Origin of the sequence: Pseudoalteromonas sp. 2CM37A (genome assembly GCF_023161885.1) — a bacterium.
Lineage (GTDB): Bacteria > Pseudomonadota > Gammaproteobacteria > Enterobacterales > Alteromonadaceae > Pseudoalteromonas > Pseudoalteromonas atlantica.
On record NZ_JALNTJ010000013.1, the window covers coordinates 1 to 13427 of the forward strand.

14 protein-coding genes and 2 tRNA genes are annotated in these 13427 nt (G+C 40.6%); 6 read left to right on the forward strand and 10 right to left on the reverse strand.

Translation table 11 applies throughout. From position 1 onward, the window contains the following. Nucleotides 1-6 precede the first annotated feature (6 nt). From MTF68_RS18375 to orn, 3 genes are all read right to left on the reverse strand, one after another. Nucleotides 7-82, reverse strand: a tRNA-Gly gene (locus MTF68_RS18375). 41 nt (nucleotides 83-123) lie between these two features. Then, nucleotides 124-199 (reverse strand) — tRNA-Gly (locus tag MTF68_RS18380). Nucleotides 200-381: 182 nt separating this feature from the next. Further along, the gene (orn, locus tag MTF68_RS18385; protein ID WP_004589057.1) at nucleotides 382-927 is read right to left on the reverse strand and encodes an oligoribonuclease; all 546 of its coding nucleotides are present in this window, start codon (nucleotides 925-927) and stop codon (nucleotides 382-384) included. 125 nt (nucleotides 928-1052) lie between these two features. On the opposite strand from orn, the gene rsgA reads away from it, so the two are divergent. Next, on the forward strand, nucleotides 1053-2111 hold the full coding sequence (rsgA, locus tag MTF68_RS18390) for a small ribosomal subunit biogenesis GTPase RsgA (RefSeq protein WP_004589056.1): 1059 nt from the start codon (nucleotides 1053-1055) through the stop codon (nucleotides 2109-2111). A 15-nt stretch (nucleotides 2112-2126) separates the two neighbouring features. Next, nucleotides 2127-3005, forward strand: a complete 879-nt coding sequence (asd, locus tag MTF68_RS18395; RefSeq protein WP_248463276.1) for an archaetidylserine decarboxylase — start codon at nucleotides 2127-2129, stop codon at nucleotides 3003-3005. Between the two features lie 152 nt (nucleotides 3006-3157). Here the strand turns inward: asd and MTF68_RS18400 are convergent, their stop codons facing one another. Then, nucleotides 3158-3484 carry a hypothetical protein gene (locus tag MTF68_RS18400; RefSeq protein WP_096041164.1) on the reverse strand — a complete coding sequence of 109 codons (327 nt, stop codon included), beginning with the start codon at nucleotides 3482-3484 and terminating at the stop codon, nucleotides 3158-3160. A 43-nt stretch (nucleotides 3485-3527) separates the two neighbouring features. On the opposite strand from MTF68_RS18400, the gene MTF68_RS18405 reads away from it, so the two are divergent. Beyond that, nucleotides 3528-3878: a cysteine-rich CWC family protein gene (locus tag MTF68_RS18405; RefSeq protein WP_248463278.1), complete on the forward strand. Its 351-nt coding sequence runs from the start codon at nucleotides 3528-3530 to the stop codon at nucleotides 3876-3878. 29 nt (nucleotides 3879-3907) lie between these two features. On the opposite strand, the gene MTF68_RS18410 is transcribed toward MTF68_RS18405, so the two are convergent. The 6 genes from MTF68_RS18410 to MTF68_RS18435 all read right to left on the reverse strand — a co-directional run bounded on the left by MTF68_RS18410 (nucleotide 3908) and on the right by MTF68_RS18435 (nucleotide 10619). Next, the gene (locus MTF68_RS18410) at nucleotides 3908-5011 is read right to left on the reverse strand and encodes a capsular biosynthesis protein (RefSeq protein WP_248463279.1); all 1104 of its coding nucleotides are present in this window, start codon (nucleotides 5009-5011) and stop codon (nucleotides 3908-3910) included. A gap of 176 nt (nucleotides 5012-5187) precedes the next feature. Next, the gene (locus MTF68_RS18415; protein ID WP_029773274.1) at nucleotides 5188-5607 is read right to left on the reverse strand and encodes a group 1 truncated hemoglobin; all 420 of its coding nucleotides are present in this window, start codon (nucleotides 5605-5607) and stop codon (nucleotides 5188-5190) included. Continuing rightward, nucleotides 5607-6440 (reverse strand): DUF3034 family protein, encoded by an 834-nt coding sequence (locus tag MTF68_RS18420; RefSeq protein WP_248463281.1) that lies wholly within the window; start codon nucleotides 6438-6440, stop codon nucleotides 5607-5609. The genes MTF68_RS18415 and MTF68_RS18420 overlap by 1 nt, the downstream gene beginning before the upstream one ends. Next, entirely contained in the window at nucleotides 6427-8742 is a 2316-nt protein-coding gene (locus MTF68_RS18425) for an EAL domain-containing protein (protein ID WP_064384802.1), read from the reverse strand. The genes MTF68_RS18420 and MTF68_RS18425 overlap by 14 nt, the downstream gene beginning before the upstream one ends. Further along, nucleotides 8735-9394, reverse strand: coding sequence for a methylamine utilization protein (locus MTF68_RS18430; RefSeq protein ID WP_248463282.1), 660 nt, complete (start codon nucleotides 9392-9394; stop codon nucleotides 8735-8737). The genes MTF68_RS18425 and MTF68_RS18430 overlap by 8 nt, the downstream gene beginning before the upstream one ends. A 121-nt stretch (nucleotides 9395-9515) precedes the next feature. After that, the gene (locus MTF68_RS18435; protein WP_248463283.1) at nucleotides 9516-10619 is read right to left on the reverse strand and encodes a phosphoribosylaminoimidazolesuccinocarboxamide synthase; all 1104 of its coding nucleotides are present in this window, start codon (nucleotides 10617-10619) and stop codon (nucleotides 9516-9518) included. Between the two features lie 377 nt (nucleotides 10620-10996). On the opposite strand from MTF68_RS18435, the gene MTF68_RS18440 reads away from it, so the two are divergent. From MTF68_RS18440 to MTF68_RS18450, 3 genes are all read left to right on the forward strand, one after another. Further along, on the forward strand, nucleotides 10997-12067 hold the full coding sequence (locus MTF68_RS18440; RefSeq protein WP_248463284.1) for a CDP-glycerol glycerophosphotransferase family protein: 1071 nt from the start codon (nucleotides 10997-10999) through the stop codon (nucleotides 12065-12067). An 11-nt stretch (nucleotides 12068-12078) separates the two neighbouring features. Further along, nucleotides 12079-12777, forward strand: a complete 699-nt coding sequence (locus MTF68_RS18445; RefSeq protein ID WP_248463285.1) for an ABC transporter ATP-binding protein — start codon at nucleotides 12079-12081, stop codon at nucleotides 12775-12777. Beyond that, nucleotides 12774-13427, forward strand: a 654-nt coding sequence (locus tag MTF68_RS18450; protein ID WP_248463286.1) for an ABC transporter permease, incomplete at its 3' end; no start/stop codon positions are given. The genes MTF68_RS18445 and MTF68_RS18450, both read left to right, overlap by 4 nt.

A 13427-nucleotide genomic window follows, 5' to 3' on the forward strand; every position in this document is an offset into this window, starting at 1 on the left:
AGAAATTGGAGCGGCACACGAGGCTCGAACTCGTGACCTCGACCTTGGCAAGGTCGCGCTCTACCAACTGAGCTAGTGCCGCTTTATATTTTATTCGATACTTCAATTTCTTTGGTGAGAAATTGGAGCGGCACACGAGGCTCGAACTCGTGACCTCGACCTTGGCAAGGTCGCGCTCTACCAACTGAGCTAGTGCCGCTTCATATTTAGTCAGTAATTTGTCCGTTGGTGCGCGATAGGTCGCGTCCTACGTTATGGCAACTAAGCTAGTGCCGCAGTTACTGATGGTATTTAAACCACTCAAACACACCAACCCCGCGAGGGTTATCGTCTTGAGCGGGGCAGGATTCTACAATAATCTAATGTGTTTGCAAGTGTTTTTTACAAATTAAAGAATTTTTCTCTATACACCTTTAATTCCATAATAGAATCTTTAATGTCATCGAGAGCTAAATGAGAGCCTTTTTTATTTACCTGTTCTAGTACCTCAGGCTTCCAACGTCGGGCAAGCTCTTTAATTGTGCTTACATCTAAATTTCGATAATGAAAAAAGTCTTCAAGCTCGCGCATATACTTATTCATAAAGCGTCTGTCTTGACCTATTGAGTTACCACACATAGGTGATTTTCCCGCAGGAACCCACTGCTTTAAAAAATTAAGCGTTTGTTCAACCGCATAAGCCTCATCGTATGTACTGGCTTTACAACGAGCAGTCAGACCTGATTTCCCATGCTGTGTAGTACACCATTCGTCCATGCCATCTAACAACTCATCACTTTGGTGAATAGCTATAGTAGGCCCTTCCGCGAGTATATTTAAATCGGCATCAGTTACTACTGTTGCAATTTCGAGTATTTTATCTGTGGCCGGCTCAAGTCCAGTCATTTCCAGATCAAGCCAAATTAAATTAGATTCATTAATAGTCATAGTAACCTTAAACAGTGCTTTTCTTTAGATCCAACGCATTTCGATATATCATATTAGCATCAACCGTCGAGCTAAAGCTTTTTTATACGCAAAGCCGACATTTAAACCAAGGTTATAGGCCAAAAGTGGCAAAACAGAAAAAATTAAGTAAAGGCCAATCTCGCAGGATCAAGGCTAATCATCAAAAGCGCTTAAATAATGCCGATACAAAATTGGCAAAAGGTGGCGCACAAGAGTGGCAAACAGATAATCTGGGCGCAACCGAAAACGCTGTCGTGATCAGCCGTTTTGGCCAACACGCCGATGTAGAAACACAAGAAGGTGACGTATTACGCTGTAATATTCGCCGTACCGTTACTAACTTAGTGTGTGGTGATGAAGTACTATTTCGCCGCGCAAAAGTAAGTGAAGGCGACTTAGCAGGCGTTATTGAAGCAACACAAGAGCGCCGCTCACAGCTTACGCGTCCCGACTTTTACGATGGCGTAAAAGTAATCGCTGCAAATATTGATCAAATTTTAATGGTCTCAGCGGTACTACCAGAGTTTACGCCCAGTATTATCGACCGTTACTTAATTGCCTGTGAAGACATGGGTATAGAACCTATTTTAGTACTTAATAAAATCGATTTAATCGACGACGAAGGCCTAAATGAAATTCAAAAAGTACTCGATATTTATCGAGGCCTTGGTTATCAGGTACTGCTTGTAAGTAGTGTAACCGGCGAAGGCATAGATGATTTAAAAAACGTACTGGTTGATAAAAATAATATTTTTGTTGGTCAAAGTGGCGTAGGTAAATCAACCTTAGTTAACACTGTGCTTCCTGATGCCGAAATATTAACTAAAGAAGTATCAGAAAACAGTGGCTTAGGGCAACATACCACCACTGTATCGCGCTTACATCACCTACCAAGTGGTGGTAACCTAATTGACTCACCGGGAATACGTGAGTTTGGTTTATGGCACTTAGATGTTGAACGGGTAACCTGGTGCTTTAAAGAATTTAGAGAGTTTATAGGCGGATGTCGTTTTAGAGACTGTAAGCATTTAAACGACCCTGGCTGTATAATTCAACAAGCGGTAGCCGATGGCGATATTTCGCAATTGCGATTCGACAGCTACCACCGTATTTTAGAAACAATGGCCGATGGCCGTGCTGGTGCACGCGCACCTCGCGTTTAATTTAGGAAACAATCTGTGAGTTTAGACAAATTTAAAATTGCAATGCAGTATGCAATGCCAAAGCACTTTATTTCACGCGTAGTAGGTAAATTAGCAGCAGCAAAAGCCGGTGCTTTAACTACAACGCTTATTAAACTATTTATTAAACAATATAAAGTAGACATGAACGAGGCTTTGTATGAAGACCCAGCGCACTACAAAACGTTTAATGAATTTTTTACTCGCCCATTAAAAGATGATGTGCGTCCGATGGCGCAAGGCGAGAACGTAATTACTCACCCTGTTGATGGTGCAATTAGCCAACTGGGCGACATTGTTGATGGGCAGCTAATACAAGCAAAAGGTCATGACTACAGTCTACAAGCACTATTAGGTGGCTCTGAAGATGATACAACACCATTTTTAGGCGGAAAATTTGCTACCATTTATTTAGCGCCAAAAGACTACCACCGTATTCATATGCCTATAGACGGCACACTAAGTAAAATGATTTACGTACCGGGCGACTTATTTTCGGTAAACCCGCTTACAGCGCGCAATGTCCCTAATTTATTTGCTCGTAACGAACGTGTAGTGGCTATTTTTGAAACCGAAATTGGCCCACTTGCTATGGTACTAGTAGGCGCAACCATTGTAGCCAGCATAGAAACTGTTTGGGCAGGCACAGTAACACCACCAGCCGGTAGCGATGTGTTTAGCTGGAACTACCCTACTAAAGGTGAAAACGCCATCACCCTTAAAAAAGGTGAAGAAATGGGCCGCTTTAAACTAGGCTCAACAGTGGTATTAGCATGGGGTGCAGATAAAGCAGACATTTTAGACGACCAACTGCCAGAAACAGTAACGCGTTTAAACACCGCATTTGCAACAATTAAAGAAAGTGAAGAGCTGTAAACCCTCTGAATAAAGACGTTTTATCACATTGCTCTGTTCTCGTAGTTCACGGTTTTGAGTTCAGAGCAATGTTAATCTATAAGCTAAGTTTGATTTCGCTGCACCTGAAGATAATTTAAAACGGTTTAAATACAATCATTACTAAATTACGCTTAGCTCTGTAGCAGCTTCAACAATACAGTCAGCTTACGCTTATCAAGTTCACCCATTTGCTCACTATTACTGAGCGCAAAAATAACCCCTTCGTGTTCGGCGCAATTTATATCATCTCGCGATTCAACCACATTTGCCCATAGCTCTAAATCATCTATCTCTATTTCGTGGTTTACACAACGTGTTAGCACGTCAATCAATACCGGCTTTGTGAGTGTATAACCGGGAGCACTTTCCTCTGCTGGGGTAGAAATAATCACGCTAATAGCATCATCTCTTTGCTCACCAAAGGTAATAAATTCGGCCAATGCTTTTTGTATATTCATAATATTTGTTATTCTTGCTGCTCTACTGCTGATAAGACTTAAAATGACGAGATTAAACTGCTCACAATGCCACACTGCGCTCAGTTGTAATGTAAACGATATAAACGCATGCTGGTGTAACCAATTACCTGCTATTTTACCGCTTGAAGAGTCAGCAACAAGCTGTTTATGCCCGCAATGTACGCTTAATAAAATAAACGCTTATTTAGCGCATATTTATACTCAGCCAATCAAAGCACAAATTGAGTTTGCTAAAAAATTTAGAGGTAATGACAATTTAATTGAAGGGCTAGACTACACCATGCAAAATGGCTACATGGTGTTCAGTAAATGGTTTTTTTTAAAGCGAGGTACATGCTGTAAAAATGGCTGTAAAAATTGTCCTTACAACTAAATCACAACATGTTGATATACTATACGCGGTTAAATAAGTTCGTTGGGCACATTGTTGCTGTATTGTGCAAATTTATCCGCCCCTTTAAAACGTAACTCAATTGCTTTGATATGCTCTTCTTCGGCGTGTTTCCAAACGCCCGGCACACTATACACATGCTTTAAATAGCAAAAAAACTTATCGCGTAGCTGCGGATTAAACTGCCATCCTTGAGCTACATCTGCTACTTGGGAAGCTAAGCCCTCACGAGTATCAGCATGCTTAACTAAGCCTTCTATATTATAACAAGCCTGCCCTACAGTAATTACGCGCTTATTTAGTAACAGCGCTTCTAAACCGACCGTAGAGTTGATAGTGATCACCGCTTCTGCGCATTCAATAAGTTCACAGGTTTTATTGCCGTTTGCAAATAATGCAATTGGGTCTTTATCGTATAAATGGGTGTAATGCTTGTGCCACGACGGGTGTTCTTTAAAAACGACCTTTAAACTAGGATCGTTCAATGCTTTCACTGCGCTAACAACTTCATCGTATAGCATTTCCATTGAGTCAATCCATGGCGAAAAGCTCGCTAATTGCGTATCGTGAGGCACTTGAAAAGGCACAAATATGTAGCGTTCAGGTATATTTTCAGCTGCAAAATCACAGCGTTTTTTATGGTTTTCTCGAGGGACAAGCGCCGGTGCATCAAAGTTTAAGGCATTATTTGCATTAAAATTTAAATAAAAATCAGGATCTCGACTTAGCGACGCATTAAAGTTAATCCCTTGAGGGTCTAAACTGGTGGTACCCGGAAGCAAACCATTTTCATAATAAAATTGCTTAATACCCAGTGCCTTGGCAGCCATAGCAACGGTAGTATTAGGCAGTTTATTACCATTCCATATCACCATTACATCCGGGTTAACTTCAGCTAATAAAGCTAAATATTTTGCGTAACGTAAACGCTCAAAAAAGCGCAGCCCCACTTTGTAAACCGCCGATACTAAAGCATTGTTCCAAAGGTTATTACGGGCGCGCTTACGTTTTAGTTGTGCATTAATAACATCGTTAAAATCAACTTTAAACGCTTTACTTAAATAGTATATAGCTGAAAGCTTTGGCGCCCCCATAACATGCAGTTGGCAATCCATACTCAGCTTTTTGATTATTTTTTTATAGTACTTTGCGTGTACATTTTTGCGGGATATAAATAGGTAAGACATACAAGCTGTGCGCGCCAATTATTGTTTATCGGGAAATAATACTAAGTGGACACTATTACAAAAGTAAGGTTCACTGCTACGAGTAAATAATTTACAGATGTTGCCTAAATTCTTATTATTTTACTTCGCAGCGGTGCCATTCTAGATAGAATCTCATTTTGTATGCTATGGCTAATATTTTGCTCTTCCATCGCATTTACAAGTAAGTCCACCACATGGTTAAAATCTTTCTCAGTTATGTGCATCCCAGTATGAATATCTACCATAGAGTCACCTTTGTACTTGCATGGGCCATCAACTAGCATACACATATGCATAATAAAACCTTCTCTAAAGTGGCTTATGTCGCTGTGTTCAAAATAATGCAGTACTTGTTCATCATTACCTATTTGGTAAATAAAACTGTCTACAATACGCGTAAGCCCCGCTCGGCCATCAAGCTGTTGATAAAGCGATAAATTTGTTGAGCTTGCGCACCCTGCCAGGGCACTTAAACACAACCATAAAATGACAACGTTTTTCATTACCAATACCCTGTTACCGATAAGTACCACCCTGTTTGATCGCTCGCACCTGCAATGCTACCTAAATCTAAGTATGCAGCGGTGACACTCACGTGTTTGTTTGGCATCCAAGCAACAAATAAATCTTTCCAGTCTTGTTCACCCAAATTAAGGTTATTAGACTTTTGCCTATACTCTATACCTACGGCAACACTTCGGCTCAAAAACACAGCGGTGCTGCCTTCAAATAAAATTTTTGCATCATCATTTGCCCCACCATAACCAAGCAAACCGAGTTGATTAGCCTCACTGTAGCGAGTTGTGACGTTCCAAAACCAGTTAAGCCCCCCTACAGCGCCTAAGTGGAGTTTACTAGCTGCGAGGTAGTAATCAGTGCCACTAGTATCTTGTGCACCTACTAGGGTCGCAACAGCGCCATCATCAAGGGATTTATGCTGTATACCCACACTCAATTGCGGCCAGTCACTGTAAACTATGTCGCCGTATAAACGAATTTTAGCGCCCGTGATAGATTGCTCTATTTCGGTATCAAGTGCAGGCACGTCAAAACGTTGTTGAGCGTAGCTAAGTTCCACACGATTAAATAGGTTAACTTGTGCTCCACATACATCTAAAGTGTAGTCTGTTACATCTGCACGGCTACAAAAGCCATTCACAGAGAACTCGTCTTCGCTGGCGTAACCTGCAAGTTGTGCCCAAGGCACAATACCGCCGCCCCCGCCGCCTTCTATTTGCGAAACCCCGGGGGTCGCTAATAATTTACCATCGCTTGCTAAACCAGAAAAGCTCGAGCTAAGTAATAACCCAAGTAATAAACACTTAACTTTTTTCATAATATTCCTTTAGCCACTGTTCTAATAATTCTGCTTTTAAAGGCCTACTTAGGTAGTAACCCTGAGCATGGTCACAATGCATAAGTTTAAGTAAGTCTAACGAATCTCTGTTTTCAACGCCCTCTGCAACAACGCTAAAGCCTAGTTGATGCCCTAAGGTAATAGACGACTGCACTATGTGTTGATCCTTGCGCGACTCATCTAACTTTAAAATAAAGCACTTATCTAACTTTAGCTCATCAATAGGCAGCATTTTTAATCTCCCCAGTGATGTTTGCCCTACGCCATAATCATCCAATGAAATTTTTACACCGATGGCTTTTAAGTTTTGTAATGCTTTTATGCCTTTTTCTTCATTTTCAATCATGTCGCGCTCAGTTAATTCAACAGTAATGAGGGTTGGATCAACATTGTATTTTTTTAGAGTACGCACTAACGCTGAATGAAAACTCGGTGAGGCAATATCTTGTGCTGATACATTAATTGCTGCCTGCATTTCAATCCCTTTAGCCTGCCAATCAGCCACCTGAGAAACCACAGTGTTAACAACCCATGATGTAAGCTCAACAATAAGCCCCGATTGCTCGGCTAAATCAATAAACAGTTCTGGGTTTACCCAGCTGCCATCTTTACGTTGCCAGCGGATCAGTGATTCGACTTTATTTATTTTTTGTGTGTGTAAATGCAGTTTAGGCTGATAGGTCATAAATAATTGCCCATCATCATCGCTAATGGCTTGTTTAAGCTCATCTAACATTTTAAGACGATCTAAATGCGCTTCGTCTTCACCATTTTGGTAATAATGAATACTGTCTTGGCTATCTGTTGCATTGTCTACGGCAATAAGTACGCGTCGCATTAAATCGTCGCTGGCAAGACCTTGCATGGGATACTCGACAACCCCAGCGCTAAAGCGTAAGTTAATTTTTAACGTTTTAATGGTATAACACGCTAATAGCTGTGCCATTAAACCAACTATACCGCTTTTTTTCTCTCTGGCAGCGGCACTTGGAAACACAGTTAAAAACTCATCGCCACCAATACGCGCATGAAAGCCGCCAAGTTCGTCCGAAAAGCCACTAATTCGATTGGCAACCGCTTTTAAACATTCATCGCCTACGCGTGGGCCTAGCTTATCGTTTATATGCCGTAAACCTTTTATATCAATAGCAACCAGGGTGTATTGTGTAGAGGGAGTCAGCTCATCATCGAGTACTTCAAGCATAGCCGAGCGATTATAAAAGCCTGTAAGCGAATCATGGCGTGCCTGAAAACTAATTTTTTGTTCACGCTCGTTAATATCGTTACCCATGTTATCAAAGGCGTTAGCAAGGGTTGCTATTTCGGTACTTTGTTTAGATGCATTAAATTCAAATGCGTAATTACCTTGTGCAAATTGCCTGGCAATAACTGCAAGCTGTGAGAGTGGGGTTGTTAAGTTATTTGCCAGTAAACTACTGGTAATAACCCCCACCAGCATCGTTAAAATGGCCATAATAATTAGCGTAAACAATAAGTTTTCAAAATCGTTATAGCTTTGCGTTAAATCAGCACTGAGCAAAATTGTTACCGCATCCCCTTGTAGGGAGGGCAACATAATATCTTGGTTTTTATATACAGGATAATCACCAAACAAACGCGTTGTTGTGGTGGTGTTAAAGTAGTTTTTAGGTGAAAAAAACTCTGGGCGATTAAGCAACGAGCTTCTTACGAGGTTGTCCTGCTCAGCAATAAAGCTGACATCCATTCCTGTTAGGTTTTTAAGTTCTAGGGCGACTTCGTCATCAATTTTAAAACCCACTAAGCTGTATGCAACGGTTCTAGGCGCCCTTACAGGTAGTAAAATAACTTGATATAGCTGATTATTAAGAACGACAAAGCTCGATTGCTCTGGCGAAGTTAATAACTCATCCAGTAACGGCTTTAAATTTTGAGGGTACAAATCTGCATTAGTATTGGCTGAAATTAATTTACCTGATAAATCAATCAGTAGCATAAGCTCTGCATCAATACGCTGGCTGTGATTAAACAACACACTACTTATGGTGCCTGCATCGCGAGTGGCAACCGCTTGCTTAAAACCAAAGTCGGCAGTGAGTACTTTAGCAGCAGTAAGCAGTAGGCTTTCTTTTGCGCTCAGATATTGCTTATATACATTTTGCGCTACGCTAATATCTTGATTTACTTTTTCTTCTTGAAATTTACTTGTAGACCACCAAAAGCTAACAATGCTCACCATAGTGGTCAGTAACACTAAGCCTACACATAAAACAATAATGCGGTTTTTTAAACTGTTAGTCATTACCGCCCTTAAACTTACTACCAAAAGTATTTCGCGGTGCTGGGGTGGAGGTATTAACCTTAATTAGTAACTCATTGTTATTGTTTATTGTTATCATTTTTTTATTTTCCAACGGTGCAGTTTGTAGCGCATGCCACACACTCAGCGTAGTCGGTAACGGCGTTATGTCTAAGGATAACTTACCCGTATTATTAGTTTTATAAACGTGTTCACTATTGGCTACATAAATATAGCCAACCATAGAGTCATGAATATTACAGCCTAGTACAACAACACCTTGTTGATCAAAAATTACAGGCTCTTTAGGTTGGCCTGAATAGAGTTTTAGCTGAAAGGGCTTAGCCTGAGAAAAAGAGTAAACATGATGGCGAATATTATCGCTGTTAGGAAAGTTAACCTGCTGGCCTTTTTGCACCACTAGTAAATCAGGTAAAAACGCTTTATGTACTTGGTCCATTACCGCAACGGGTAACGTAGTGCGCTCTGACTTTGTCGCCTTATAAAGCTCAACGATTGCGTCTTTTAGTGGCTGACCATGCTGGTCTTGAATTACTAAATCAATATTTTCACCCAGTACGCCTTGGCTAAAAAATAAAGTAGCGGCGAGTAAATAACCTCTTTTATTAAAAACTTGCTGCACTTGCCTAAACATATCAATACCTAAAAGTTAATCTTAGGTTAAGTTAATTAGAGACCAGCACTAATTGCAAGGAATATAGCCCAGTAACTAAAAATAAAGACTGGGCTTTGTTTATTTTAATACTTTAGTTGTACTATTTTACAATAAGGTCGTAATCAGTATCTAAAATATTAATTACTTCTTGGCGAGGATCTTCTGGAATTACAATCTCTTTACCAATGATTTTACTGGCAATGCCTACATAAGTGTTAGACACCTCAAGCATGACCGATTCTGGTAAAATAAAGTCTTTAGCAAGCTGCTCTCGCTCATCCATGCGGTCTTTATTTAACAGCACGTCACTTTCTGGCACAGTAGAAATTAATAACTGGCGAAACCCTTCTTTAGAGTTTTCGATTATTTTACCATCTCGGTAAGCCGCGCCATCCCATATGCGCGAAGAGTCTGGGGTGCCTACTTCATCAATATAAATAAGCTGTTGGTTACCGTCTAAATCCTCTACATAACCAAACTCAAATTTTGTATCTACAAATATTTGATCAAGCTTTGCCAGCTCCTCACTAATTAGCTTAAAGCCCTCAACCAATAGCTTTTCGTATTTAGTCACATCCTCTGCCGATTTAAGATTAAATACGTCTAAATTATCAGTGATATTAGCGCGCGTAATATTCACATCATCAACAGGTGGAATATCAGTCACGCCTTCGATAATACCTTTTGTAGAAGGGGTTATTAGTACGTTTTCAAGCTTTTGGTTTGCCGTTAAGCCCTCTGGTAAATCTATGCCACAAAAGTTGCGAACCCCTTTACTGTAATCACGCCACATGCTGCCGGTTATATATTGGCGCGCAATCGCTTCTACTTTTACGGTGCTTGCTTTGCGCACAATCCATACATAAGGATGTGGAATATCAACAATGTGGTTACCCGCAAGGCCAGCTTTATCAAATAACTTAAACCAATGAGATGCAACAGAGTTAAGCGCAATACCTTTTCCCGGCACGCCGTTTAAGCCATTTTCGCCTTGCCAAATACAGTCAAAAGCAGAAATACGGTCTGAAATAACCATAATTGCCAGCTCAGTTCCTTGCGGAACTTTATAGTTTTTTTCTTTAATGAGGCGTGCGCTGTCTTCATCTGTTAGCCAATAAACCGAACGAACTTTACCGCTGTGTACGCCACCTTTAGTGCGAATGGGTAAGTCATCGTTTACGTCTAAAACTTTATAGCTAGTCATGCTATCTCCGGGGTTAGGGATGCTCATAGAGCAAAGTATGGTATGGGGTTATAAGCGCTATATAATAAATCAGCCTACCCTAAAGCTCAATCAGCACTGAAAACTAAATAACCTGAACTCTGGTTAAGAGACTGACTAGGGCGTGTTGTATTATGCTGATATTTAAATTTATTTTCTCTAGCCAAAGATTTTCAATGAAAGCAAGGCGAATTTACGCGTCAATAGCTGGCCTATTGCAAGTAAACTCAACGCAGTTAGCGCTGAAAATAGCTGCTAGAAATAGGTTTATTACCCAGAGCTCAGTTTAAATAACCACGCAATATTTATATGGCTGTAATAATGCGGTAAACTTAGCGTGCTAACTAGAGGAGTAACGCTTGGACTACCTAACTGCGACCGCAAATAAAAAATACCTAATGTATATTTCGCAAAATTATTCATACGCTATTTTAAGGCCGCTTCAGGCGCAAATTTTAGCCCATGGTGGAGAAGTTCGGTGGTTTTTAGCGGGTAATGAAGTAAACCCCGACTTTTTAGATGATGATGAGCAGCAACTTCACTCTATAAAAGATGTACATACTTGGAAACCCGACGCAACTTTCGCCCCAGCTAACCTAATACCTACATTCATCCCAGGGATAAAAGTAGCTGTATTTCATGGTTTTGATGCTCATAAAAGAGATACAAGTGGTGAAAAAGGGCATTTTGCAATCAGAGGATGCTTTGACCTGTATTGTACGCAAGGTCCAAATACCACCAGGCGGTTTGCAAAATCAGCCATAAAGCATGGCCACTTCAAAGTAGCTGAAACTGGCTGGCCAACTCTAGATCCCTTATTTACAGCACAAGCTGACAACCCATATGCAAGCAATGATGCACGCCCGACATTACTTATTTGTTCCACCTTTTCACACAGGCTCACACTTGCACCTAGGCTTTATGAGCAAATTAAGCACTTTAGTAAGCAAGGGAAATGGCGAATATTGGTGCAATTTCATCCTAAAATGCCACAGGAGTGGGTAGATAAATACAAAGCCTTAAGTAATGAAAACTTAACTTTTGTAGAAACCGACAATGTACTGCCTTTACTTAAAGCTGCAGATGTTATGCTGTGCGACACCTCTTCTGTCTTGCAAATGTTCTTATTACAAAATAAACCGGTAGTAACGTATAGAACGAGGCAGCCTTTCCCGCATTTATTAGATGTTACGCAAGCTTCAGAAGTAGAAAAAAATATTGATTACGCCCTTACATACCCACAGGAGCTAATGGCAGCAATTAGCAACTACTCTAAAGAGCTTCATCCTTATACCGATGGGCAATCTAGCCTGCGTGTACTTAATGCGACAAATGAATTTTTGCATAGCGATAATAATTTGAAACCTAAACCTCTAAACCTTATTAGGCAATTTAAAATGAGAAAAATGTTAAATTATTGGGGTTGGTAACACCACACTGTATGATTGAGCTTGATAATGTAACCTTTAAATGGCATAAAAATGATGCCAAGCCTACGCTAAATATCCCAACCCTTAGGATTGATAAAGGCGAGCATATTTTTTTACATGGTCCCAGCGGCGTCGGTAAATCAACCCTGCTTGCGCTATTGGCAGGTATAAACACACCAAGTAGTGGCAACATACGTATTTTAAATCGCGATTTAAATACACTTAGCAATACGCAAAGAGACGTATTTAGAGCGGAGAATATTGGCTATATTTTTCAAAACTTTAATTTATTACCGTATTTAACACCCATTGAGAATGTCACGCTTGGCTGTGAATTTTCAAAAAGCAGAAAACAAAAAGCCTTACAGCAAACAACAGAGCCCAAGCCAAGCTTACAAAAAGAAGCGATACGCTTATTAACAGCATTAGGCTTAAGTGAGTCTTATCATAGTAAAGATGTTGCCTCGCTCAGCATTGGTCAGCAACAGCGGGTTGCCGCCGCTCGCGCATTTATTGGCAGCCCAGAGCTTATAATTGCTGATGAGCCTACCTCGGCACTCGATACCGCAAATAGAGAAAGCTTTATAAAGCTGTTATTCGAACAGGCTAAGCGCGCCAACAGTACGTTAGTTTTTGTAAGCCATGACGAAACATTAAAACCGCTATTTAATCGTGCAATTAGCCTAGTTAGCTTACAGGAGCCGTTATGATCCTGACTAAGTTAGCTTATAAAAGTTTGCTAAATCGCCGAGCAAGTGTACTGCTCACATTGTTTACCATTGCCATTAGCGTGATGCTTTTACTAAGTATTGAGCGAATTCGCGTGGATGCAAAAACCAGCTTTAGTAATACCATCTCTGGGACAGACCTAATTGTAGGCGCCCGCACCGGCGATATTCAATTACTGCTTTCCTCTGTATTTAGAATAGGTTACGCAAATAATGGGGTGAGCTGGCAAAGTTATCAGTACATAGCAGCTCAACGTGGTGTTAAATGGAGCATTCCTATTAGTTTAGGCGACAGCCACAAAGGCCAAACTGTACTAGGTACAAGCCGTGATTACTTTACCCACTATCGCTTTGGTAAAAAACAAACGTTAAGTTTTCAACAAGGCCACGCGTTTGAGCATTTAAACCAGGTGGTACTTGGCAGCGATGTAGCAAGCCGTTTAGGGTATACACTAGGTGATAACGTAGTAATCTCACACGGGATGGGTAATACGAGCTTTCATCATCATAAAGACAACCCGTTTACTGTTATCGGTATTTTAAAAGCCACTGGCACGCCAGTAGATAAAACCTTACACATACCTCTAGCAGCTATTGATTTAATACATGGTGGTTCACACTCTGCGAATAAT

Excerpts from the sequence above, each read along its gene's own strand:
- orn (WP_004589057.1), bottom strand. The coding sequence starts at position 927 with ATGACTATTAATGAATCTAATTTAATTTGGCTTGATCTGGAAATGACT.
- MTF68_RS18400 (WP_096041164.1), bottom strand. The coding sequence starts at position 3,484 with ATGAATATACAAAAAGCATTGGCCGAATTTATTACCTTTGGTGAGCAA.
- MTF68_RS18405 (WP_248463278.1), top strand. The coding sequence starts at position 3,528 with ATGACGAGATTAAACTGCTCACAATGCCACACTGCGCTCAGTTGTAAT.
- MTF68_RS18410 (WP_248463279.1), bottom strand. The coding sequence starts at position 5,011 with ATGGATTGCCAACTGCATGTTATGGGGGCGCCAAAGCTTTCAGCTATA.
- MTF68_RS18415 (WP_029773274.1), bottom strand. The coding sequence starts at position 5,607 with ATGAAAAACGTTGTCATTTTATGGTTGTGTTTAAGTGCCCTGGCAGGG.
- MTF68_RS18420 (WP_248463281.1), bottom strand. The coding sequence starts at position 6,440 with ATGAAAAAAGTTAAGTGTTTATTACTTGGGTTATTACTTAGCTCGAGC.
- MTF68_RS18425 (WP_064384802.1), bottom strand. The coding sequence starts at position 8,742 with ATGACTAACAGTTTAAAAAACCGCATTATTGTTTTATGTGTAGGCTTA.
- MTF68_RS18430 (WP_248463282.1), bottom strand. The coding sequence starts at position 9,394 with ATGTTTAGGCAAGTGCAGCAAGTTTTTAATAAAAGAGGTTATTTACTC.
- MTF68_RS18435 (WP_248463283.1), bottom strand. The coding sequence starts at position 10,619 with ATGACTAGCTATAAAGTTTTAGACGTAAACGATGACTTACCCATTCGC.
- MTF68_RS18445 (WP_248463285.1), top strand. The coding sequence starts at position 12,079 with ATGATTGAGCTTGATAATGTAACCTTTAAATGGCATAAAAATGATGCC.